This is a genomic window from Microbacterium sp. NFH-22A-Y (genome assembly GCF_021401375.1).
GTDB classification, from domain to species: Bacteria; Actinomycetota; Actinomycetes; order Actinomycetales; family Microbacteriaceae; genus Microbacterium; species Microbacterium hominis.
This window is the reverse complement of the sequence record NZ_JACBGF010000003.1, coordinates 155,129-177,418: the sequence shown is the minus strand read 5'-3', so window position 1 is coordinate 177,418 and position 22,290 is coordinate 155,129. Positions and strand designations below refer to the sequence as shown.

The 22,290-nt window shown below is 71.4% G+C and carries 18 protein-coding genes and 1 tRNA gene; 7 read left to right on the top strand and 12 right to left on the bottom strand.

The features are described from left to right. Window positions 1–11 precede the first annotated feature (11 nt). From L0965_RS11825 to L0965_RS11815, 3 genes are all read right to left on the bottom strand, one after another. The gene (locus L0965_RS11825; RefSeq protein WP_061781809.1) at window positions 12–959 is read right to left on the bottom strand and encodes a 1-phosphofructokinase family hexose kinase; all 948 of its coding nucleotides are present in this window, start codon (window positions 957–959) and stop codon (window positions 12–14) included. After that, a complete protein-coding gene (locus tag L0965_RS11820; protein WP_101306215.1) occupies window positions 956–1,738 on the bottom strand; it encodes a DeoR/GlpR family DNA-binding transcription regulator in 783 nt (260 codons plus the stop codon). Before L0965_RS11820 ends, L0965_RS11825 begins: the two co-directional genes overlap by 4 nt. A 157-nt stretch (window positions 1,739–1,895) precedes the next feature. Continuing rightward, window positions 1,896–2,669, bottom strand: coding sequence for a hypothetical protein (locus L0965_RS11815; protein WP_060958446.1), 774 nt, complete (start codon window positions 2,667–2,669; stop codon window positions 1,896–1,898). A gap of 135 nt (window positions 2,670–2,804) precedes the next feature. Between L0965_RS11815 and L0965_RS11810 the strand changes: the two genes are divergently transcribed. The 4 genes from L0965_RS11810 to L0965_RS11795 all read left to right on the top strand — a co-directional run bounded on the left by L0965_RS11810 (window position 2,805) and on the right by L0965_RS11795 (window position 8,971). After that, window positions 2,805–4,844 carry a DUF262 domain-containing protein gene (locus L0965_RS11810; RefSeq protein ID WP_101306214.1) on the top strand — a complete coding sequence of 680 codons (2,040 nt, stop codon included), beginning with the start codon at window positions 2,805–2,807 and terminating at the stop codon, window positions 4,842–4,844. 116 nt (window positions 4,845–4,960) lie between these two features. Continuing rightward, window positions 4,961–6,400, top strand: coding sequence for a diacylglycerol kinase family protein (locus tag L0965_RS11805; protein ID WP_223849523.1), 1,440 nt, complete (start codon window positions 4,961–4,963; stop codon window positions 6,398–6,400). Window positions 6,401–6,510: 110 nt separating this feature from the next. Beyond that, window positions 6,511–8,166: a serine hydrolase gene (locus L0965_RS11800; RefSeq protein ID WP_232783896.1), complete on the top strand. Its 1,656-nt coding sequence runs from the start codon at window positions 6,511–6,513 to the stop codon at window positions 8,164–8,166. A gap of 79 nt (window positions 8,167–8,245) precedes the next feature. Next, window positions 8,246–8,971, top strand: a complete 726-nt coding sequence (locus L0965_RS11795; protein ID WP_101306211.1) for a PBS lyase heat domain-containing protein repeat-containing protein — start codon at window positions 8,246–8,248, stop codon at window positions 8,969–8,971. A gap of 125 nt (window positions 8,972–9,096) precedes the next feature. Here L0965_RS11795 and L0965_RS11790 read toward each other — a convergent pair whose 3' ends face one another. Both L0965_RS11790 and L0965_RS11785 read right to left on the bottom strand, forming a co-directional pair. Beyond that, complete coding sequence (locus L0965_RS11790) at window positions 9,097–9,324, bottom strand: hypothetical protein (RefSeq protein ID WP_060958434.1); 228 nt, start codon at window positions 9,322–9,324, stop codon at window positions 9,097–9,099. 213 nt (window positions 9,325–9,537) lie between these two features. Continuing rightward, window positions 9,538–9,609: transfer RNA gene (locus tag L0965_RS11785), tRNA-Gln, on the bottom strand. A 114-nt stretch (window positions 9,610–9,723) separates the two neighbouring features. Between L0965_RS11785 and L0965_RS11780 the strand changes: the two genes are divergently transcribed. Then, window positions 9,724–10,248, top strand: coding sequence for a hypothetical protein (locus L0965_RS11780; RefSeq protein WP_157831614.1), 525 nt, complete (start codon window positions 9,724–9,726; stop codon window positions 10,246–10,248). Window positions 10,249–10,320: 72 nt separating this feature from the next. After that, on the top strand, window positions 10,321–12,354 hold the full coding sequence (locus L0965_RS11775) for a glycosyltransferase family 39 protein (RefSeq protein ID WP_232783895.1): 2,034 nt from the start codon (window positions 10,321–10,323) through the stop codon (window positions 12,352–12,354). A gap of 12 nt (window positions 12,355–12,366) precedes the next feature. Here the strand turns inward: L0965_RS11775 and gltX are convergent, their stop codons facing one another. Both gltX and L0965_RS11765 read right to left on the bottom strand, forming a co-directional pair. Beyond that, window positions 12,367–13,881, bottom strand: coding sequence for a glutamate--tRNA ligase (gene gltX / locus L0965_RS11770; protein WP_101306209.1), 1,515 nt, complete (start codon window positions 13,879–13,881; stop codon window positions 12,367–12,369). A 73-nt stretch (window positions 13,882–13,954) separates the two neighbouring features. Next, window positions 13,955–14,905: a LysR family transcriptional regulator gene (locus L0965_RS11765; RefSeq protein WP_374198336.1), complete on the bottom strand. Its 951-nt coding sequence runs from the start codon at window positions 14,903–14,905 to the stop codon at window positions 13,955–13,957. 78 nt (window positions 14,906–14,983) lie between these two features. Between L0965_RS11765 and L0965_RS11760 the strand changes: the two genes are divergently transcribed. Then, complete coding sequence (locus L0965_RS11760; protein WP_101306208.1) at window positions 14,984–16,036, top strand: aminotransferase class V-fold PLP-dependent enzyme; 1,053 nt, start codon at window positions 14,984–14,986, stop codon at window positions 16,034–16,036. A gap of 351 nt (window positions 16,037–16,387) precedes the next feature. Here the strand turns inward: L0965_RS11760 and L0965_RS11755 are convergent, their stop codons facing one another. The 5 genes from L0965_RS11755 to L0965_RS11735 form a co-directional block, all read right to left on the bottom strand. Next, window positions 16,388–17,602: an MFS transporter gene (locus L0965_RS11755; RefSeq protein ID WP_101307220.1), complete on the bottom strand. Its 1,215-nt coding sequence runs from the start codon at window positions 17,600–17,602 to the stop codon at window positions 16,388–16,390. 14 nt (window positions 17,603–17,616) lie between these two features. Further along, the gene (locus tag L0965_RS11750; RefSeq protein WP_060958430.1) at window positions 17,617–18,384 is read right to left on the bottom strand and encodes a fumarylacetoacetate hydrolase family protein; all 768 of its coding nucleotides are present in this window, start codon (window positions 18,382–18,384) and stop codon (window positions 17,617–17,619) included. Next, a complete protein-coding gene (locus L0965_RS11745) occupies window positions 18,381–19,511 on the bottom strand; it encodes a branched-chain amino acid aminotransferase (RefSeq protein ID WP_101306207.1) in 1,131 nt (376 codons plus the stop codon). Before L0965_RS11745 ends, L0965_RS11750 begins: the two co-directional genes overlap by 4 nt. A gap of 49 nt (window positions 19,512–19,560) precedes the next feature. After that, window positions 19,561–20,613 (bottom strand): 3-isopropylmalate dehydrogenase, encoded by a 1,053-nt coding sequence (locus L0965_RS11740; protein ID WP_101306206.1) that lies wholly within the window; start codon window positions 20,611–20,613, stop codon window positions 19,561–19,563. Window positions 20,614–20,691: 78 nt separating this feature from the next. Beyond that, window positions 20,692–22,239 carry an MFS transporter gene (locus L0965_RS11735; protein ID WP_061781816.1) on the bottom strand — a complete coding sequence of 516 codons (1,548 nt, stop codon included), beginning with the start codon at window positions 22,237–22,239 and terminating at the stop codon, window positions 20,692–20,694. Window positions 22,240–22,290: the final 51 nt, after the last annotated feature.

Here is a 22,290-nt window from a genome sequence, read left to right as displayed (position 1 = left end):
GGATGGGGTTTTCAGGGGGCGAGAGGGCTCACCGGCACGTCGCCGGGGAGCAGATCGTCGGGCGTCGGGGCCTGCGTTCCGGGCAGCGCGGCCGCCGCGGACCCGTAGCGGATGCCGCTGCGCACCCGCTCGTCGGGAGCGGCTCCCGCGACGTCGGCGAGGAGGAAGCCCGCCAGCGAGCTGTCTCCGGCACCGACGGTGCTGCGTACCCGCGTCGGCGGCGGCGTGCCGAACCAGGCTCCGTCGGCCGTCACGAGGACCGCGCCGTCGCCACCCAGCGTGACGAAGGCGGCGCCCACCCGCTCGGGCACGAGCTGCGAGGCGACGGCGCGGACGGCCTCCGCCAGCGGCAGCGCCGGGTCGAGGGGGACGCCGGCGAGCTCCACGAGTTCCTCGTCGTTGGGCTTGATGAGATCGGGCGCTCCGCGCTCGACGACGGCCCGCAGGGCGGCCCCCGACGTGTCCACGGCGATGCGCGGCGCTTCGGGGCCGGTCGCGCGGACGGCGGTGATCACGTCGACGTAGAAGTCGTCGGGCAGTCCGGGTGGCAGCGACCCCGCCAGCACCAGCCATCGCGCACCCGCCGACGCCTGCACCGTCGCGGCGATGAGTGTCGCGGCATCCGCGTCGCTGCGTGTCACACCGGGCAGGTTCACCTTCGTGGTCACGCCGTCGTGGTCGGTCAGCGTGAGGTTCGCCCGCGCGGTTCCGGGCAGGGGCACGGCGACGACCGGCACGCGCGCCGAGCGGAGCACGGATGCGAACGGGTCGTCGGCGTCGAGCGGGAGGACCGCGGTGCTGGGCACACCTGACCCGGTCAGCACACGGGTGACGTTGATGCCCTTCCCCCCGGCATCCTCGCGGACGGCGACGGCGGACTGCACCTCGCCGACGCGCAGGGCCTCGGCGAGGGTCACCGTCCGGTCGAGCGACGGGTTCGCGGTGAGCGTGACGATCATGCGGTCCACACCTCCACATCGGCGTCGTTGAGGGCGGCGACGAGGTCGGCGGGCGGCGGCGCATCGGTGACGAGGATGTCGAGATCGGCGAGCCGGCCGAAGGAGACGAGCAGCTCCCCGTCGAACTTCTCGGCGTCGGCGAGCACCACGATGCGGCGCGCCGAGGCGATGATGGCGCGCTTGACCGCGGCCTCGTCGGGATCGGGTGTGCTCAGTCCGAAGGTGGCGGACAGGCCGTTGGTGCCGATGAAGGCGAGGTCGGGGCGCAGCCGGGAGATCGCATCGACCGTCTGGGCGCCCACCGCCGCCGCGGTCAGCCCGCGCACGCGGCCGCCGATGGCGGTGAGGTTGAGCCCGGGCGCTCCGGCCAGCAGGTGCGCCACCGTCATCGAGTGGGTGACGACCTCGAGCGGATGCCCGGTGACCGGGCGCTGGGCGAGCAGTCCGGCGACGGCGGCCGTCGTCGTCCCCGCGTCGATGTAGATGGATCCGTCGCCATCGGCGCCGATGGCCTCCAGGGCCCGCTCCGCGATCGCGCGCTTCGCGTCGCTGCGGCGCTGCGTGCGCTCCACGAAGGAGGTCTCGACCGTGCTGACCCGGGTGCGGGCCACGGCCCCGCCGTGCACGCGACGCACGATTCCCGCCGTCTCGAGCTGGTCGAGATCGCGGCGGACGGTCTCGGTGGTCACGCCGAAGCGGCGCGCCAGGTCGACGACGGCGACGCGTCCGTCTGTGCTGACCAGGTGCTCGATGAGCTGCTGTCGCTCCGTTGCGTACACGTATCCTCCTTGAATATCCACACGGTACAACACAAACACAGCTATAACAACAGTCTGCTCCGTGGAAAACCACACGAGGGCCACGGACGACGAAGGGCCCCGATCCGAAGATCGGGGCCCTTCGTGCGGACGGGACGTCCGCGGTGGATGCCGAGGCTCAGGCCTCGCTCATCACCGTGACCTCCTGCTGGCCGCGGGCGGCCAGGGCGGCGGCACGGGCGGCGATGCGGCGCTCCTGCTCGATCTGCCCGGCATCCAGCGTCTCCTGGTCGACCGGGTAGCTGTCCACCTTGTTCACCCCGTTGTACTTGGCGATGTAGGCGTCGAGCTCGGGGCCCGACTCCCACGAGGTGATGAGGCAGTAGCGCGGCTCGTCGCCGTAGTGGGCGGCGGCGTGCCAGAGGCGCTGGGTGTCGACGATGAGCTGCGCGCCCGCGGGCAGGGCGATGCGGGTCTCCTCGCTCGGATCGGTGCGGTTCTCCCGCAGCACGAAGTAGCTCGTCTTGTCGTCGGTGAGGTTGAAGAAGCCGCGCACGACCCAGCCGGTGCCGTCCGGGTTCAGACGGTTGTTGTCGTCCTGGTGCAGGTTGTAGAGGCAGTCGGCATACGTGTTCGGCTGCAGCTCGATGATGCGGCAGCGGCCGACGTTAGCCCCCGGCTCCTGCGCACGCGCGGTGAGCGTCGGTGCGATGGCGGTCTGCGCGTCGATCCAGACGCCGTCCTTGTCGGTGCGCGGCGGCTTGTGGTTCCAGAAGCCGTTGCACTCGATCTCGCCCTTGGCGGAGGCCAACGGGGCGAACCGGGTGTCGCCCGAGGACTTCCAGTCGACGTACTCGACGTCGAGCCACTCCTTCGGGTCGATCTCCTTGTTGTAGCGGTCGAGGACGACGTAACCGGTCTCCTCGAGGGCCGCGCTCTTGATGTAACCCATGACGGATCCAACCTTTCTGCCGGACGAGCGAAGTTTTTACAGGCCCGGCCGAGGCAAGCCTACCGAGCGGTCCCGGGAACGCGATTAGACTCGACGGCGGTCATCGAGAGCGAGCGCGGAGGCGACACGGAGAACATGAGCACCGGCACGAACCTCGCCCCCTCGGTCTCCGCGTCCCACGTCTCCGCGACCGCCGTCGCCACGATCGCGTGGCTCTCGGCATCCGACACCACCATCGTCGTTCCCGTCTACCAGCGGCAGTACCGCTGGGACATCGGCGGCTGCGAGCAGCTCCTCGGCGATGTGCGCGCGGTGGCGGATGCGGGCGCCGGCCACACGCACTTCATCGGCTCGATCCTCTCGACCGCCTCGGTCTCCGACGACGATGACGCCCATCTGGTCCTCATCGACGGACAGCAGCGCATCACGACCCTCATGCTCCTGGTCGCCGCCCTGCACCACACTCTGCGCGACGACGACCCGGATCTGGCCGCCGAGCTCGAGCGGGTGCTCGTCCGCGACGACGATCCCGCACGGACGAAACTCCGGCCGCATCGCGCCTGGGCGGAGGTCTTCGAGAGCGTCGTGCGCGACCGTCGGACGCCCGACGATGAGACGCGCGTGTCGCGTTTCGACGACAACTACGCGTTCTTCCGCAGCCAGATCCGTCCCGACGAGGCCGCCCACATCTGGCGGGGCCTCCAACGCCTCGAGCACGTCGCGATCACCCTCGGACCCGAGGCGAACGCGCAGCAGACCTTCGAGAGCCTCAACTCGACGGGCGAACCGCTGCGCGACCACGAGCTGATCCACAACTACGTGCTGATGGGCCTCTCCCACGCCCAGCAGAGCGAGATCGAGGACCACTACTGGGTTCCGATCGAGGAGAACACCGGCGAGCAGATCGGCGACTTCTGGCGGCACTACCTCGTCATGCTCACCGGCCGCGAGGTCACCGTGGCCGGCGAGCGGGGCGTCTACGACACCTTCCGCGCCGAGTTCCCGCACCTCGACCTGGCGACGCTGCGCGAGCGCGCCGCGCAGTGGCGCGACTACTCCGCGCTCTACGCCACCCTCCTCGACCCGGCGCGCGTCGCCGACGTCGCGATCGGGCAGCAGCTGGCCCTGCTCAACACCTTCGGCCGTGGCATGTATCCGCTCGCCCTGCGCCTGCTCCACGAGCATCGCTCCGGACAGCTCCCGACCTCGGAGCTGATCACGTCGCTCGAGCAGGTGCAGTCGCTGCTGATGCGCCGCACCGTCGTCGGGGTGACCACCGACCGGCTCGTCGCTCGCCTCTGCCGCGCCGCGGCGCTCTCGCGCGACGATCTGGTCCGGGCGATCGCGCGGATCACGCCCTCCGACGAGCGCACCCGCGTCGGTCTGAAGTTCAGCGCGCTCCCCCACCCGGCCTACGTGCTGGGGCGGCTCGCGGGCGACATCGACACGGCGCCGCTGGATCTCGAGCACATCGTGCCGCTCGCACCGTCCGACGAGTGGTCGCCCGACGGCTCGCGCCGCTGGGCCGAGCTCTCCGACGACGAGCAGAACAGCTTCCGTGCGCTGGCCCAGACCCTGGGAAACCTGACGCTGCTCGAACGGGAGCTCTTCGACCGCGCGTTCGAGGCCTCGTTCCCGCAGAAGCGGAACGCCTACCGCGACAGCGCGCTCGCCGTCACGCAGTCCGTCGCGGACGCCGAGGCGTGGTCGACCGCGGCGATCGCGGCGCGCACGCAAGAGCTGACCGACCTCTTCCTGAGCGTCTGGAAGCGACCCGCCGTCGTCTCCATCGACGACGACAACCTCACACCCATCCTCGACGCCCGCAAGCGCCGCGGATGGCCTCGGGGCTGGCAGCGCGAGTTCGACTACGTCGAGTTCCGCGGCGAGCACTGGGAGGTTCCCGACATCCGCTACCTCTTCAACCGCATCTTCAAACGGTTGTGGGCGGACTCGCGACAGAGCGTGATCGACTTCAGCGCACGCCGCGGCGGCCCCGTCTACCCGGCCAAGGCGTGGAACGGCCAGTGGGATGAGCTGGGCGACGGCCAGTACCTCTACATGGGGTGGGACTCCAAGTACATGCTCACGGCGGTGCAGGGCGTGCTCGACGAGGCCGGCTGGGCCTCCGAGGTGTTCGTCAAGTACTCCTACATCGGCAACGCGATGAACTGATCGGAGCGATCATGGCCCGGCGTCGACCACCGTCCGCTCGCACACGCGCCTCCCGAGACGACGGGGGCGACACGCGGCGATGGCGCTCCGTCCGGCGTCAAGTGGACGCGCTCGACGTGGCCACCTTCACGGCGATCGCCGGCACGCGCAGCCCGATCCTCGACGGGGCGATGCCGCCGCTCACGCGGGCCGCCGACCGCTCCGTGCTCTGGATGGGGGTGGCGGCGCTCCTCGCGGCCACCGGTCGGCCCCGGGCGCGCCGGGCCGCGGTGCGCGGCCTCGCCGCGATCGGGCTCACCAGCCTCCTCGCCAACCAGGTGTCCAAGCGTCTGCACCGCCGCCCGCGGCCGGCCATCACGCAGGTGCCGGTGCAGCGGCTGGCCCACCGCATCCCCGCCTCGACGTCGTTTCCGAGCGGCCACTCGGCCAGCGCGATGGCGTTCGCCGCGGCGGCATCCGCCGAGTCCCCGATCCTGACCGTGCCGCTGCGCATGCTGGCGGGCCTCGTCGGCTTCTCGCGGGTCGCCACCGGAGCGCACTACCCGTCGGACGTCGCGGCGGGTTTCGCGCTCGGCGAGGCGGTCGCCTGGCTGACGACGCGGATCGTGCCGGTGGAGCGCGTGGACCCGCTGCAGGACGCGCTCGCGGTGCACGCGGGCACGCCGCGGCCGGACGGCGCGGGCATCGCGCTCGTCATCAACCCTCGATCGGGCTCGGGGCGCGCGGCGCGGATCCTCCCGGTGGTGCGCCGCACGCTGCCGGCGCTGCGGATCGTCGAGCTGGGTGCGGACGACGACTACGCCGAGGTGATCCGCCGCACCGCGCAGGAGTGCGAGGTCCTCGCGGTCGCCGGCGGCGACGGCACGGTGCAGCAGGCCGCGGCCGCCGCCCACGAGAACGGCATCCCGCTGGCGGTTCTGCCGGCGGGCACCTTCAACCACTTCGCGAAGGACCTCGGGATGTACCCGCTGTCGGCTGCCATCGACGCCGTCCGGGCCGGCACCGTCGCGAAGGTCGATCTCGGCGAGGTGAACGGCAGGATCTTCGTCAACACCGCCAGCGTCGGCGCGTACACCGATTTCGTCGCGATCCGCGAGCGGTACGAGCACCGCATCGGCAAGCCTCTCGCCGCCCTCGTCGCGGCGGTGCGGACGCTGGGACGGGCCCGCGCCGTGCGCGTGCGCGTCCGCGACCTCGACGGTCGCGCCGTCGACGCGCGGTTCAGCCTGCTCTTCCTCGGCAACGGCCGGTACGAGCCGCGCGGGTTCGCCCCCGTCCACCGCGCGACGCTCGACGACGCGCGGCTGGATCTGCGCGTGCTCGGTGTGTCGCGTCGCGGCTCCCGCGCGCGCGTGGTCCTCGACCTGTTCACGGGACGGATCTCGCGCAACCGCCGCTACCAGGAGTTCTCGGATGCCGAGTTCGATCTCGAACTGCTCGACGGGCCCTACCGGATCGCCCGCGACGGGGAGCTCGGCGAAGAGGTCGATCACCTCTCCGCGCGCGTCCTCCCGCGCGCCCTCACCGTGATCGCGCCCGCCTCGGCGTCGCGCTGATCGGCGCAGCGGCGCCGGCCGACGCTGGACCGCACGGTCGCGGTCGCCCTATCCTCGACACGAGCGGACGTCGGCGTGCCGCATGAGGGGGCACGAGGATGGCTTCGACCATGGCTGATGCGCGGCGCCGACCGAGACTTCTGACGACGACGGTGACGGCGACGGCCGTGGGGCTGGCCCTCTCCGGCTGCGCGTGGAGCTCCCCGCCCGAGCCGGCGCCCACGGTCGCCGTGACCACGGGGACCTTCCCGAATCAGGACGTCGTCGCGCTGTACACCGATCGTGAGAGCGCCGTCGCCGCCGCCCTCACGGCTCTGCCCGGCCAGATCGACGACGCACTGCGTCGATCGAAGGTTCCGGGGCTCGCCGTCGCGGTCGTCTCGCACGATGCCGTGCTGTACGAGGGCGGGTTCGGCGTGCGCGACGTGTCCACCGGCGTCAATGTCGACACCGACACCGTGTTCGAGCTGGCATCGCTGTCGAAGCCGCTGTCGGCCACGATCGTCGCCAAGGCCATGACCGAGAACCCCGAGCTCTCGTGGTCCACGCCGGTGCGCACCTTCATGCCCGACTTCGCGCTCGATGACACGTACGTCACCCAGAACGCCACGATCGGCGACTTCTTCGCCCACCGCACCGGCATCCCCACCGGCGGCGGAGACGACCTCGAGGACCTCGGCTTCGACCGCGACTACATCCTCGACCACCTCCGTGAGATCCCCCTGCAGCCGTTCCGTTCGACCTATCAGTACTCGAACTTCGGTCTGACGGCCGGCGCGCAGGCCGTCGCGGCCTCCCGCGGTCAGACGTGGGAACAGACGGCGCAGGAGCTGCTGTTCACGCCCTTGGGCATGACGTCGACGAGTATGAGCCACGCCGACTACCTCGCTGCCGACGACCGCGCCGTGCTGCACGCACGGATCGGCGACGACGATTTCCAGCCGCTGTTCGACCGCGACGCGGATGCCGAGGCGCCCGCGGGCGGCGCATCCTCGACCGTCGGCGACCTGGCGACGTGGATGCAGCTGCTGCTGTCCGACGGGCAGCGAGGCGGTTCCGCCTTCATCGCCACGGGGCCGCTGAACGAGGCGCTGTCGGCGCAGATCGTCAGCTCCCACCCGGGCGATCTGGATCAACGGCCCGGTCACTACGGCTTCGGCATCAACGTGGGCTCCGGCGCCGGCGGCCGTGTCACGCTCAGCCACTCGGGTGCCTTCGGCCTCGGCGCCGCGACCGCCGCGACCCTCGTCCCCGATCTCGACCTCGGCATCGTCGTCCTCACCAACGGCGCCCCCGTCGGCCTTCCCGAAGCGGTCGTGCAGACGTTCCTCGACGAGGTCATGTACGGGCACTCCACCCGCGACTGGGTGGACACGATGCACGGCTTCTTCGCGTCCTACAACGCGCCGTCCGGCGACCTGGCCGGCATGCAGGCACCGGCGGATGCCGCGGCATCCGGGCCCGTCGCCGACTACACCGGAACGTACGTCAGTCCGTATTTCGGCACCCTGACGGTGACCTCGGCGGGCACCGGCCTCCGCGGCTCGCTCGGACCGAAGGGCGAGACCGCGTTCGACATCACGCCGTGGGACGGCGACACGATGGCGTACGTCCCCACGGGCGAGAACGCGTTGCCGGGCTCCCTCTCGTCGGTCGTCTTCACCCGCGCGGACGGACGGGTGACCTCCGTGACCCTCACCTTCCTCAACCGCTATGCGCAGATCCCGACGCCGTCGGGGTTGGGGGTCTTCACGAGGTCGGGCTGAGATCGGACATCGGCGCGAGTGGAATTGACCCGGCACGCGACGCGGCGACGGCAGTGCCCGGCGCGATAGCGTCGCACGCATGACGAGCGTGCCGGCGTGGATCGCCCAGCTGTCAGGAATGGACCCGCTCAGCTGGGCCGCGTTCCTCGATGCCCATTCCGGGTTGCCCGGTCCGCGCGCGGATCTCGCACTCGTCGACGCGGCGGCGCGCACCGCCGACGCAGCCGTCATCGACGCGCTCCTTCGAGATGGACGCGAATACCCCGTCATGTGCGCCGCCGCAGCGCTCGGCCGACGGGCGGGCGAACCGCGTGACGCCCACCATGCGCGCGCTCTCGCCGCCGACGACCGGTGGCGTGTACGCGAGGGCGTGGCGATCGGACTGCAGCTGCTCGGCGACGACTCCCCCGCGATCCTCAGGGCGCTGGTCGCGGACTGGGTCGACGACCCCGACCCGCTCGTGCAGCGCGCCGCCGTCGCCGCGATCTGCGAGCCGCGACTGCTGCGGACACCGGACACCGCCCGCGCCGGGTTGGCGGCGTGCGCGCGTGCGACCGCCCACCTCGCCGCGGCGGACACCTCCCACCGCAGGCAGGACGGGGCGCGCACCCTGCGGCAGGCGCTCGGCTACTGCTGGAGCGTCGCCATCGCCGCCGACCCCGTCCGAGGGCTCCCCGTCTTCGCAGCCCTCGACGAGAGCGATCCCGATGTCGCGTGGATCATCCGCGAGAACCGCAAGAAGAAGCGTCTCGCGACGCTCCTGTCTGCCCCGGCGGCGCGGACCGCGACCGACGGCGCGGGCTGACACGATCGCTCGGGAACGTCCGGATGGCGCCACCAATGCTCGGCGCGGAGTACCGACTCCACGATGGAGCGCACCCCGCGGGCCGGAGACCCGAGAACGCGCCAGAGAAGAAGTCGCGGATCGCGCTAGACGATCCCGCCGATCATGGCGTCGCGACGCAGCTGCGCGTGCGTCGCATGGAACCGACCATCGGCCGTCCACCACGCCTCGTGACCCGCGGCATCCGGATGCTGCTCGACGACGGCCGGCCAGTGCGCCTTGATGTCCTTGAGGTAGTAGCGGATCTCACCGCCGACCGTGCGCTTGACCACCTTGTCCGACGACTCGAGCTGCTCCTGCGTGGGTTCGGTCATGCGGTCAGCATAGGCTCGGCGATCGCCGTTGGCGAGGGTGTGCGGCTGCCGCGGCGCCTCGCATGCCGTGGTGGGCCGATCAGCTCAGTGCGGATGCCTGCCGGACACGGCAACAGGCACACGCCTCAGAAACAAGGAGCCTCCCTCGACATGAGCGTCGAAGGAGGGGTTCGGACATGCAGAGAGCTTGCTCATTCGAGAGCGATGAATTTGCTGGGGTACCTGGACTCGAACCAAGAACAACTGAACCAGAATCAGCCGTGTTGCCAATTACACCATACCCCAGAGGGTGACGACCGAAGTCGTACCGAGGGTCAAGCTTAGCCCACACACAGGCGGTGTCCAAACCAGCCGGATCCCGCATTGCCCGCCGGGCGGCGCCCCGGCGACACTGAGCGCATGACCGCCGTCCGCTCCACCACCGTCGTGGGCGCCACCACCCTCCTGCTCCTGCTGACCGGGTACGCGGCATCCGGCTCACCCGCCTCGACGACGGGCGACGTGAGCGCGTCGGCCGCGCACGACGCCCCCGCGGCGCCGGCAGGCGGCGACGCGTTCGGGTGCACCGACGCGATGATCTCGTTCATGGATGCCAACGGCTACGCCGATCCGACCCTGGCCGACCCTGCCGGCTTCACCTTCCCCGAGGCGGGTGCTCCCCCGACGGTTCCCGCGTGCTACGTGGTGGACGACTTCGGAGGGACCGCGCGCAAGGGCGCGATCTTCGTCGGCGACGCGGATGCCGCGATCGCCGCCATCGGATCGACGCTCTCGGCCGCGGGCTACCAGCAGAACTCCGGCTACGGGGCCTACATCTGGTGGCTGGACGGCGAAGACCCGAGCTCTGCCCGGTACGCGGTGGGCGCCGGCCCGCAGCAGATCGACGGGGAGGACGTGATCTGGGCCACCTGGCCGTCGGACTGATTCCGCGCGTCGCGGCGTATTCATAGCTCGCGCTTGCGAGACATCGGGCGCAGCGGTCCTAGCGTGACCGTCGTGACCGTTCTCTCCGCGTCGGCGCCGTCGACGCCGTTCTCCTCCACGCGCGCCCGAACCGGTGTGCGCCGGCGCCTCGGCACGCCCTGGCACTGGTCTCTGCTCGGCATCGGCCTGGTCGCGCTGGTGCTCACCGCGTGGGGTGTCGGCGGGTCGATGTCGGACTACTACGCCTCCATCGCGCTGTCGATGAGCCGAAGCTGGCCCGACTTCTTCTTCGGGTCGTTCGATCCCGCCGGCACGGTCACCCTCGACAAGATCCCGGGCTCGTTCTGGATCCCGGCCCTCGTCGTGCGCGTGTTCGGGTTCTCCCCCGCCGCCGTGATTCTGCCCAATGCGCTGGCGGCCGCCGCGGCGGCGGTCATGACGGCGATCACGGCGCGGCGGTGGGTGGGACGGACCGCGGGCGTCATTGCAGGCGCCGTCGTCGCGACGACTCCCATCCTCGTCGCCGTCGCTCGCTCGAACCAGCCCGAGACCTTCTTCGTCCTGGCGTTGGCACTGACCGCGTGGGCCGCGACCCACGCCCTCCGACGAGCCCACCTCGGCTGGCTCCTGCTCTCCGGCCTGTTCATCGCCGCCGCCTTCCAGACCTACATGCTCGAGGCCTGGGCGGTGTGGCCCGGACTTGCGGCGGCCTACCTCTGCACCCGCCAGCCGTGGTGGCGCCGGGTCTGGCACGTCGCCGTCGCCGGCGTGGTCAGCCTGGCAGCCTCCCTCGTCTGGATCGTGGCGGTCGCGCTGGTGCCGGCATCCGACCGCCCCTATATCGGCAGCACCCTGTCGAACAACCCGTGGGAGATGGTGTTCGGATACAACGGCCTGGGCCGGTTCGGCGCGAGCACCGCCGACACGGAGGCGTACCGCTCGTTCACTCCCCCGTTCTCCGGCGAGCCGTCGGTCGTGCGGCTGCTCAACGGAGCGCTCGCCGACCAGATCGGGTGGATGATCCCGACCGCGGTCCTCGCCGTCGTGGTGCTCGCCGTGCTGCGCTTCCGCACGCCGCTGCTCGTCTTCGGGGCGGTCTGGTTCGGCACTTTCGCCGTGATGTTCTCCGTGGTTGCGGGGATGCACCAGTTCTACACGGCGTCGCTGGCCATCCCGATGGCACTGCTCATCGGTGCGGGCTTCGCCTGGGCGCGTCGACGCCGTGCGCTGTGGGCGCAGATCGCTCTGCCCGCCGTCGCGGCCGTCACCGCGGTGCTGATCGGCGTGGCCGTCGCGGCCGATCGCGGCGCCGCGTTCTCGCGGCCGGTCGCGGTCGTGCAGGTGGTCGTGCTGGGACTCGCCGTCGTGCTCCTCGTGCTCGAGCATCGGCGGGCTCGGCCCCTGCCTCTGACGGCCGCGGTCGCCGTCGTCGCGATGCTGCTGACCCCGGCGGCCTGGTCCGTCGTGACCATGTGGTCGCCCAACTCGACCAACCCCACGGCAGCCGGCGTCGCAGCGACGTCCGGGATCGGCGGCATGGGCGGCTTCGCACGCGGTGGGATGGGGGCGCCCGGACAGGCGGCCGGCTCATCCGGCTCCGGGCCTTTCGGCTCCGCCCGGCCCGGAACGCCTCGCAGCGACGGCTCGACGCGCACCGACGCGGGCGGATCCATGGTCCGCCGCGGCGCGGGCAGCGGTGTCGCCGGCGGCGGGGGGACGACGGGCGGCGGGGGGACGAGCCAGGCCACCGCGGCGACGGTGGCCTGGCTCACTGAGCATCAGCAGGGCACCGCCTACCTCGCGGCCGCGTTCGGCGCCCAGAGCGCCGCCGGCTTCATCCTCGCGTCCGACGGCGGATCGTTCCTTCCGATCGGCGGCTTCAACGAGCGCGATCCTGCCCCGACCCTCGCCACGTTCCAGCGCCTCGTGGCCGACGGTGAGTTGCGCTACGTGATCGCAGGATCGAGCGGCGGCTTCGGCGGTGCGGGATTCGGCGGCACGGATGCCGCGTCCACCGCCGCCGGGCAGATCCGCACGTGGGTGCTCGACAACTGCACCGAGGTCACCGACGCGCCGGTCTCCGGGCTGTACTCGTGCGGCGCGTGAGCGCGTCGGCGATCAGCCGACCCGCTGGACGAGCGCGGCGAGGCGGCGGATCGACTCGGCCTTGCCGAGCAGTTCCAGCGACTCGAACAGGGGCGGCGACACGCGCCTGCCGCTCACGGCGACGCGCAGCGGACCGTATGCGACGCGCGGCTTGAGTCCCAGACCCTCGATCAGCGCCCGCGACAGCGCGTCCTGCACCGCCGCGGCCGTGAAGCCGTGCTCCGGCACCAGCTCGAGCGCGCCGACGGATGCCACGAGCACCTCCGCCGCATTGGCGGGAAGGCCCTTCAGCGCGTCGTCGTCGTACTCCACCTCGTCGCGGAACAGGAATCCCAGCAGGCCCGGCGCTTCACCCAGCAGCTGCATCCGCTCCTGCACGAGCGGGGCCGCGGCATCCAGCGTCGCCTGCTGCGCCGGCGTCGGCGGGGTCTCGACCAGACCCGCGGCGTGCAGATAGGGCACCAGGCGGCCTGCGAAGTCCTCGGCATCCAGCATGCGGATGTGGTCGCCGTTGATCGACTCGGCCTTCTTCTGGTCGAAGCGTGCCGGGTTGGGGTTGACGTCGACGATGTCGAAGGCGGCCACGAACTCCTCGAGGGAGAACACGTCACGGTCGGCGGCGATCGACCAGCCGAGAAGAGCGAGGTAGTTCAGCAGTCCCTCAGGGATGAAGCCGCGCTCGCGGTGCAGGAACAGGTCGGCCTGCGGGTCGCGCTTGGAGAGCTTCTTGTTGCCGGTCTCGCCGAGGACCAGCGGCATGTGACCGAATCGCGGCATGAAATCGGTGACGCCGGCCTCGATGAGAGCACCGTAGAGCGCCAGCTGGCGGGCGGTCGAGGGCATGAGGTCCTCACCGCGGATGACGTGCGTGATGCCCATCAGCGCATCGTCCACCGGGTTGGTGAACGTGTACAGGGCCTGACCGCCCGCGCGCACGACGACGAAGTCGGGGAACGAGCCGGCGGGGAAGGTGACCTCGCCGCGGATCAGATCTACATAGGTGAGGTCCTCGTCCGGCACGCGCAGACGCCACGCGGGCTCGCGCCCCTCCGCGCGGAACGCGGCCTTCTGCTCGTCGGTGAGGTCACGGTCGAAGTTGTCGTACCCGAGCTGCTTCGCGCGACCCGCGGCCTCGTTGCGGGCGTCGATCTCCTCTGCCGTGGAGTAGGACTCGTACACCGCACCGGACGCGATGAGCGTCTGCAGCACGCCCGCGTAGATGTCGCGCCGCTGAGACTGGCGGTACGGCTCGTGCGGGCCGCCCTTCTCCACGCCCTCGTCCCAGTCGATCTTGAGCCAGGTGAGCGCGTCGACGAGCTGACGGTAGCTCTCCTCGCTGTCGCGCGCGGCATCGGTGTCTTCGACGCGGAAGATCAGCTTGCCGCCGGTGTGGCGCGCGTACGCCCAGTTGTAGAGCGCGGTGCGGACCATGCCGACGTGCGGAAGACCCGTCGGCGAGGGGCAGAACCGCACGCGGACGTCGGTTCCGGAGGCGGTGGTGGTACGGGGATGGATCGCGGCAGACATCCGTCTCAGTCTAGTTGCCGCCCTCCCCCGTCCTGCGGCTCGCGGCTCGGCGATCGGCCGGACGCCGGGTCGGTCATGCGCTCTCGGCGCCGTCGGAGACCCGGCGGTGCAGCGCGCTCACCTGCTCCATCAAGACATCGAGCACGGCCCGCACCGAGGGCACGCGCTCGGCATCGCGTGCGGTCACGACGTGCAGGCCCCGTGCCTCGGATGCCGGCAGGGGCGCGGTGACGACGCCGGGCAGCACCGGGAACGACGCGACGGCCATCCGTGGAAGCGTCGCGACCCCGATCCCCTGGGCGACCAGTCCCTCCACCGCCACGGCGTTGTCGGTCTCGAAGCCGATGCGCGGCTCGAACCCCGCGCGTCCGCAGAGCTCCAGCAGGTGACCGCGGCATCGCGGGCATCCGGCGATCCACGTCGCCGCGGCGAGGTCGGCCAGGTCGGACACGGCGCCGTGCCCCTCCGGCAGCACCAGCAGCAGCTCGTCGCGACCCGCGCTGCGCACCGAGAGGCCGCGGGCGCTCGTCCCGTGCGGATCGTCGCGGTCGCCGGGATAGCTGAAGGTCAGTGCGATGTCAGCGCGGTCCTCGCGGATCGCCTCGACCGCTTCGGGCGGCTCCGCCTCGACATACGTCAGTGACAGGCCCGGATGCGCGACCGCGAGCGCCGCGATCAGGCGCGGCACGAGCACCGGCGACGCCGACGGGAAGGCGACCAGCCGGACGACGCCGGTGCGCAGGCCCCGCAGTTGGGCGAGCTCTTCCGCCGCGGCATCGAACGCATGTGTGACGGCGGGGGCGTGGCGGGCGAGCACCCGGCCCGCCTCCGTCAGCCGCACGCCCCGCCCGACCCGTTCCACAATCGCGACGCCCAGGCGCGCCTCGAGCCGGCGCAGCTGCTGGCTGATCGCCGGCTGGCTGTACCCGAGGGCGGCGGCCGCGGCGGTGATCGAACCGGTGTCGGCGATCGCCCGCACGGTGCGGAGCACCTGGACGTCGAGGTCGGGCGCGTCTGGCATCATGAACACATAATGTCACGGCATGCTTTCCATGCATCACTTGCCGTAGACGCATGCGTGGTGCGGCGTCACGCTGGAACCATGAGCATCGTCGACCTCGAGTCTCTCGCGGACCTGCGCGCACAGTTCCCCTCGGCCGCCGGCTACCTCGCCGCGTGCACGGTCGGGCTGCCCATGAACGCCACCCGTCGCGCGGTCACCGCCGACCTCTGCGGCACGCCCGACATCGCCGCCTACAGCCGTGCCGTCGAGGCCTCTCGAGCGCATCTGGCCGACCTGGTGGGCGTCACCGCCGACCGCGTCGCGATCGGTTCGCAGACCTCGGTCCAGGTCGCGCTCCTCGCCGCCGCACTTCCCGACGGCGCGGACGTGCTCGTCCCCGAGGACGAGTTCTCGTCTCTCGTGCTCCCCTTCGTGCACGCGGGCCGCGGCATCCGCGTGCGCACCGCGCCGCTGTCCCGACTCGCTGACGCGATCACCGCCGACACCGACCTCGTCGCCTTCTCGCTCGTGCAGTCCGCGTGCGGGCACGTCGCCGACCTCGACGCGATCTGCGATGCGGCCGCCGCGGTCGGTGCGAGGACGGTGTGCGACGCGACGCAGGCCGTCGGCTGGATGCCGGTGGATGCCGGGCGCGTCGACGCCCTGCTCTGCCACGCGTACAAGTGGCTCTGCTGCCCGCGGGGCGTCGCCTTCCTGGTGCTGAGCGAGGATTACGCGCGGACGCTGACGCCCGTCCAGGCGGGCTGGTATGCGGGAGACGACCCGTGGGCCTCCTGCTACGGCGGCGGCGCCGACCTCGCCGCCTGCGCGCGACGCTTCGACGTGTCGCCCGCGTGGCAGGCCTTCGTCGGAGCCGAGCCCGCGCTGCGCTCCTTCGCCGCGGCGGACATGCAGGCGGTGCATGCCCACACGACGGGCCTGGCCGCCCGCTTCCGCGCCGCGGTGGGAATCGAGGAGCCCGAGACCGCGACGGCGATCGTCACCTGGCTCGATCCCGACGGCGCGGACCTGGCGCGCCTCCAGTCCGCCGGCATCACGGCATCCGGCCGCAACGGTCGCGCGCGCGTCGCGTTCCACGTCTTCAACGACGCCGACGACGTCGAGCGCGCGGTCGCCGCCCTCGGCCGCTGACCCTCGCGCGGGTGCATTCTCGCCCCGGCGCGCGCGGTGGGCGTGCCGTACTCAGTCTGCGCGCCCGCACCGAACCCCTGCACCCGCGGAATCACGCGGGCGTCGAGGCTCGCCGGCGCCGGCGAGACTGAATACGGCACGCCAGCTGGACGACCTGGCACGGGAATCGGGGTCGGCGTCGGCGGACCGACGCGCGTCGAGCGCGCTGCGCCGGGCGTGCGCACGACGCCGATTCCGCGGAGATGTCGGGATCAGAGGACCGATCCGTGTCAGATCATCCTCGGCATCCGCCAGCTCCTCGGTATCCGCCCCGTGCCCCCCGGCACACCGGCACCCCGGCACCCCGGCGAGTCAGGCGCGCCGCGCGTAGGGCGAGAGCACCGTGACGGCGGCGACGACGACGAGGGCGACCAGCGCGAGACCGCCGTAGCCGACCTGACTCAGCACCACCCCCGCGAGAACCGCACCCACGGCAGCACTGAAGGTCATGATCGTGTCGCTGAGCCCCTGCCGTCGCGGCCGGAGAGCCGTCAACGAGCTCTCGGTCAGCAGCGCCGCTCCCGACACGGTCGCCGCGCTCCACCCGGCGCCGAGCAGGAACAGCGCGACCAGCACGGCCCACTGCGAGTCGGGGGCCACGGCGGCGAGCACGAGGGCGGCGGCGAGCAGCGCCTGTCCGAGGAGGATCGTCGCGATGCGGCCCCACCGGTCGGCGAGCACGCCGAACAGTGGCGACAGTCCGTACATCCCGAACACGTGCAGCGCGATGGTGGTGCCCACGACGACGGTGACGTGATCCGGCGCGAGGTGAGCGAGGTGGATCGGCGTCATCGCCATGACGGATGCCATCACGACGTGCGAGCCGGCGACGGCGAACACGGCGTAACGCGCCGCGACCGGGCGATCGACCTCGACGATGCGCTCCCGGCGGGCCTCGCCGCTGCGGGCCAGACGTTGCGCGAGCACGAGCGGATCGGGCCGCAGGGCCACGACGTACAGCACGAACGCGGCGAGCTGAGCGACGATCGAGAACGCGTACGAACCGGTCAGCGGCGGCATCCCGAGTGCGGAGCCCACCGCCTCCCCGGGCGTCAGCAGCAGCGGCCCGAGAACCCCTCCCACCGTGGTGGCCCACACGACCGTGCCCAGGTCTCGTCCGCGTCGTTCGGCGGGCGCGAGGTCGGTCGCGGCGAATCGCGACTGCAGGTTGCCCGCGTTGCCGGCGCCGATCAGGATGACGCCCACGATCAGCAGCGGGAAGCTCCGCACCGCGGCGGCCGTGATGACCACCGCGATGCCGACGAGCGCGAAGAGGTTGCCGAGGGTGAGGGCGACCCGGCGTCCGCGTCGCGCGGCGAGACGCGCGAGCGGGATGGCGCAGAAGGAGGCACCGAGCGTGACGGATGCCGTGGCGAGCCCCGACAGCGCCTCCTGCCCGGACAGATCCGCCGCCAGCAGGGCGCCGAGCGACACCGTGGCACCGAAGGCGATGCCGCCCAGCACCTGGCCCGCCGCGAGCACGCCGACCGTTCGCCGCTGCACACGGCCGACGGTCGCGGCATCCAGCTCCGGCTCGACGGTCACGCGTTTCGCGCGGTGTTGCGGAGTGTCCCCAGTCCGGTGATCTCGACCTCGACGCTCTGACCGGCCTCGAACGGCCCGATGCCCGCGGGCGTGCCCGTGAGGATCACGTCGCCGGGAAGGAGCGTGAACGCCGCCGACGCGTAGGCGATGATGTCCGGCACGGAATGCACCATGTCGGAGATCGGACCGTCCTGGCGGACCTCCCCGTCGACCCGGGTGACGATGCGGGCACCGCCGTCCAGGTCGAACTCTGTCTCGATCGCGGGCCCCAGCGGGCAGAACGTGTCGAAGCCCTTGGCGCGCGCCCACTGGCCGTCGGACTTCTGCAGGTCACGGGCGGTGACATCGTTGCCGATCGTGTAGCCGAACACGTAGTCGAGCGCCGCGGATGCCGGGACGTTCTTCGCCACCCGGCCGATCACGACGGCCAGCTCGCCCTCGAAGTCGGTGCGCTGCGACTGCGGCGGGCGCACGATGGCATCTCCGGGACCGATGACCGCCGTGTTGGGCTTGAGGAACAGCAGCGGCGCCTCGGGGGCCTCGCCACCCATCTCCGCGGCGTGGTCGCGATAGTTCTTGCCCACGCACACGATCTTCGACCGCGGGATCACCGGCGCGAGCAGCGCCGCCTCGCCGAGCGGCACACGCTCACCGGTGGTGTCGAAGCCGGCGAACAGCGGATCGCCCGCGAGGACGACGAGCTCGGCGCCGTCGACGATGCCGAAACGGATCGCGTCGTGATGACTGAAGCGGACGATCCTCACTCCGCCGGCTCCGCAGCGGTCGTGGGCTCATCCAGCCGGAGCAGCCAGCCGTGGGTGTCTTCGCGCCGCCCGTACTGGATGTCGGTGAGTTCCTCGCGAAGCGACAGTGCGAGCGGTCCGAGGGGCTGCTCGTCGACGAAGTCGCGTCCCTTCAGCACGCCGATCGGCGCGACGACCGCGGCGGTTCCGCACGCGAACACCTCGACGATGTCGCCCGAGGCCACACCGGAGCGCCACTCGTCGATCGACACGGCGCGTCCCTCGATCTTGTGGCCGCGGTCGGCCGCGAGCTGCAGGATCGAGTCGCGCGTGATCCCCTCGAGGATCGAGTCGGACTGGGGAGTGACGATCGTGCCGTCCTTGTAGACGAACACGACGTTCATGCCGCCCAGCTCCTCGACGTTGCGATCCTGGTCGAGGAAGACGACCTGGTCGCAGCCCTGCTCGTACGCCTCGGCCTGCGGGAGCAGGCTCGCGGCGTAGTTGCCGCCGGTCTTGGCGGCGCCGGTGCCGCCCTTGCCGGCGCGGGCGTAGTCCTCGCTGAGCCAGATCGACACCGGCTTCGCGCCGCCCTTGAAGTAGGCACCCACCGGGGAGGCGATCACGTAGTAGCCGACCTTGTTGGCCGGGCGCACGCCCAGGAACGCCTCCTTGGCGAACATGAACGGGCGCAGGTACAGGCTCTGGTCCCCGCCCGAGGGCACCCAGGCGCCGTCGACCGCGATGAGCGCCTTCAGCGACTCGACGAAGTACTCCACCGGCAGCTCGGGCAGCGCGAGGCGGCGGGCGCTGCGCTGCAGACGACGACCGTTCTGGTCGGGACGGAAGGTCCACACCGAACCGTCGGCGTGGCGGTAGGCCTTGATGCCCTCGAAGATCTCCTGGCCGTAGTGCAGCACGGCGGCGGCGGGGTCGAGCGACAGCGGCCCGTAGGGCTGCACGCGGGGGCGGTGCCAGCCGCCGCGCACCGACCAGCAGATGTCGACCATGTGGTCGGTGAAGGTGGTGCCGAAGGCCGGGTCGGCGAGCAGCTGCTCGCGCTCGGCGGCGGATTTCGCCGCCAGGTTGCGGGTGACCGCGAACTCCAGTGGGGCGAGTCCGGCGTCGGGTTCGTAGGTGAGGCTCATGTCTAGTCCTGAGGGTGTGAGCGGTCGGCGTACGTGCGGCGGTTCCAGGCTACGCCCGGACAGCGGCGGCGATGGCGTCGCCGACCTGGGCGGTGGTGCGGGGCTGCGATCCCCGGGCGGCGATGTCCGCTTCGACGGCGCGGGTGACGCGCGCGGCTTCGTCGGCCAGCCCGAGGTGATCGAGCATGAGAGCGACGGAGAGGATCGCGGCCGTGGGGTCGGCCTTCTGCTGTCCCGCGATGTCCGGCGCCGAGCCGTGCACGGGCTCGAACATCGAGGGGAACGCGCCGTCGGGGTTGATGTTCCCCGAAGCGGCGAGGCCGATGCCTCCGGTGACGGCGCCGGCCAAGTCGGTGAGGATGTCGCCGAAGAGGTTGTCGGTGACGATCACGTCGAAGCGGCCCGGGTTCGTGACCAGATAGATGGTGGCCGCGTCGATGTGCACATAGTCTACGGTCACGTCGGGGTGCTCGGATGCCACGGCATCCACGATCCGCTTCCACATCCCGCCCGCGTGCACCAGGACGTTGGTCTTGTGCACGAGCGTGACCTTCTTACGGCGACGCTCGGCCTGCGCGAACGCGTAGCGCACGACGCGCTCGATGCCGAAGGCCGTGTTGACCGACGTCTCGTTGGCGACTTCGTGCGGGGTGCCCGTGCGGATCGACCCGCCGTTGCCGACATAGGGCCCCTCGGTGCCTTCACGGACGACCACGAAGTCGATCGCGCCGGGGTCGGCCAGCGGGCCGGGCGCTCCCGGGTAGAGCTTCGAGGGGCGGAGGTTCACGTAGTGATCGAGCGAGAAGCGGAGCTTCAGCAGCAGCCCGCGCTCGATGTTCGCGTCTTTCAGCCGCGGATCTCCCGGCACGCCGCCGACGGCCCCCAGCAGGATGACGTCGTGCGCGGCGATCGCGGCCAGGTCGTCGTCGGTGAGCGTGTCGCCGGTCTCGAGGTAACGCGCCGCGCCGAGCGAGAACCGTGTCTTGTCGAAGGTCACGTCGGATGCCGCGGTCACGGCATCCAGCACCTTCTCCGCCTCGCCGACGACCTCGGGACCGATGCCGTCACCCGGGATGACGGCGAGCTTGATGACACGCGACATGGAACTCCTCGAAACTGCTCGAAACTGCCCGAACCGTCGACGCGCGGCATTGTCGGCGTCGTCGTCCGGGAGGACGGCTCAGTGCTCGACGTGCGCGCTGCGGGACCCCTTCAGCGTAGTGGCCGCGATGACCGCCGCGATGGCGACGAGCACCGCGCCGATGACGGCGGTGATGCCGACGCCGGCATCGAAGGCGTGCGCCGCGGCGCTGCGCAGGGCCTCGGCGGTCGGGGTGTCGAGCGTGCCCGCGACCGTCATCGCGCCGGCGAGCGTCTCGCGCGCGGCATCCGCGGCCGCCCCCTCGACTCCCGCGGGCAGGACGATCCCGCTGCGGTAGGCCGCGGTCAGGATGCCGCCGAGCACCGCCGTGCCGAGCACGGCGCCCAGCTCGTAGGCCGTCTCGGAGACGGCGCTGGCGGCACCCGCCTTCGCCGGGGGCGCGCTCGCGAGGATCAGCTCGTTGGAGACCGTCTCGGCCGCTCCGATGCCGATGCCGAGCAGCACGAACGCGGCCACGAGCAGCGGCAGCGCGCCGTCGCCCACGGCGCCCGGGACGAGCAGGTACGCCACCACCGAGAACGTCAGCGCGATCGGCACGACCACGCGCGCCGAGACGCGACGCGCGATCGGCACGACCAGGAGCCCGGCGACGATCATGGCCGCCATTCCGGGGACCAGCGCGAAGCCGGCCTCCATCGGCGACAGCCCGACGATCAACTGCAGGTGCTGTGCGACGAAGTACAGGAAGCCCACCAGCGACACCACGCTCAGGAGGTTGACCAGCAGCGCACCGCTGAACGTGCCGCGCGAGAACAGGCGCATGTCGAGCATGGGCTGCGTCGAGCCGAGCTGGCGACGCACGAACAGCACGCCGAACGCCACGCCGGCGACGGTCAGCACCACCGGCAGCACGCCGAACCCGTGGACGGCGACCTCCTTGATGGCGTAGACGATCGGCACCATCGTCAGCATCGACAGGGCGATGCTCACGGGGTCGATGCGTCCCGGGTGCGGGTCGCGGCTCTCGGGCACCAGCAGCGGTGCGAACACCAGCAGCGGCACGAGCACCGGCACCGACATGAGGAAGACCGAGCCCCACGCGAAGTGCTCCAGCAGGATGCCGCCGACGATCGGACCGAGCGCCGCGCCGGCGGAGAACATCGACGCCCACACCGCGATGGCCATGCGGCGCTGGTCGCGGTCGGTGAAGATGCTGCGCAGCAGCGACAGGGTCGACGGCATCAGCATCGCGCCGAAGACACCCATGCCCGCGCGTGCGGCGATGAGCCAGGCGGCGCTGGGGGCGAACGCGGCGAGCACCGAGACGGCCGCGAATCCGGTCGCGCCGATGAGCAGCATCCGCCGTCGGCCGAACCTGTCGCCGAGGGTTCCCATCGTCACGAGCAGGCCCGCGAGCACGAGGGGGTAGGCGTCGATGATCCAGAGCTGCTGCGCACTGGAGGGGTTGAGGCTCAGGGCGATGTCGGGCAGCGCGAAGCTCAGCACCGTGTTGTCCACGGACACGAGCAGCACGGGCAGCATCAGCACGACGAGTGCGAGCCAGCCGCGCCATCCGACGCGCTTGCCGTTCGCCTCGGCCAAGGTGATCTCTTCTGTCAAAGTCATGATTTCTTTACCGTCCAGCCGGTATAGTAACAGAGATGGAGATCACCCGCT

Excerpts from the sequence above, each read along its gene's own strand:
- L0965_RS11825 (WP_061781809.1), bottom strand. The coding sequence starts at position 959 with ATGATCGTCACGCTCACCGCGAACCCGTCGCTCGACCGGACGGTGACC.
- L0965_RS11815 (WP_060958446.1), bottom strand. The coding sequence starts at position 2,669 with ATGGGTTACATCAAGAGCGCGGCCCTCGAGGAGACCGGTTACGTCGTC.
- L0965_RS11810 (WP_101306214.1), top strand. The coding sequence starts at position 2,805 with ATGAGCACCGGCACGAACCTCGCCCCCTCGGTCTCCGCGTCCCACGTC.
- L0965_RS11800 (WP_232783896.1), top strand. The coding sequence starts at position 6,511 with ATGGCTGATGCGCGGCGCCGACCGAGACTTCTGACGACGACGGTGACG.
- L0965_RS11795 (WP_101306211.1), top strand. The coding sequence starts at position 8,246 with ATGACGAGCGTGCCGGCGTGGATCGCCCAGCTGTCAGGAATGGACCCG.
- L0965_RS11790 (WP_060958434.1), bottom strand. The coding sequence starts at position 9,324 with ATGACCGAACCCACGCAGGAGCAGCTCGAGTCGTCGGACAAGGTGGTC.
- L0965_RS11780 (WP_157831614.1), top strand. The coding sequence starts at position 9,724 with ATGACCGCCGTCCGCTCCACCACCGTCGTGGGCGCCACCACCCTCCTG.
- gltX (WP_101306209.1), bottom strand. The coding sequence starts at position 13,881 with ATGTCTGCCGCGATCCATCCCCGTACCACCACCGCCTCCGGAACCGAC.
- L0965_RS11765 (WP_374198336.1), bottom strand. The coding sequence starts at position 14,905 with ATGATGCCAGACGCGCCCGACCTCGACGTCCAGGTGCTCCGCACCGTG.
- L0965_RS11760 (WP_101306208.1), top strand. The coding sequence starts at position 14,984 with ATGAGCATCGTCGACCTCGAGTCTCTCGCGGACCTGCGCGCACAGTTC.
- L0965_RS11745 (WP_101306207.1), bottom strand. The coding sequence starts at position 19,511 with ATGAGCCTCACCTACGAACCCGACGCCGGACTCGCCCCACTGGAGTTC.
- L0965_RS11740 (WP_101306206.1), bottom strand. The coding sequence starts at position 20,613 with ATGTCGCGTGTCATCAAGCTCGCCGTCATCCCGGGTGACGGCATCGGT.
- L0965_RS11735 (WP_061781816.1), bottom strand. The coding sequence starts at position 22,239 with ATGACTTTGACAGAAGAGATCACCTTGGCCGAGGCGAACGGCAAGCGC.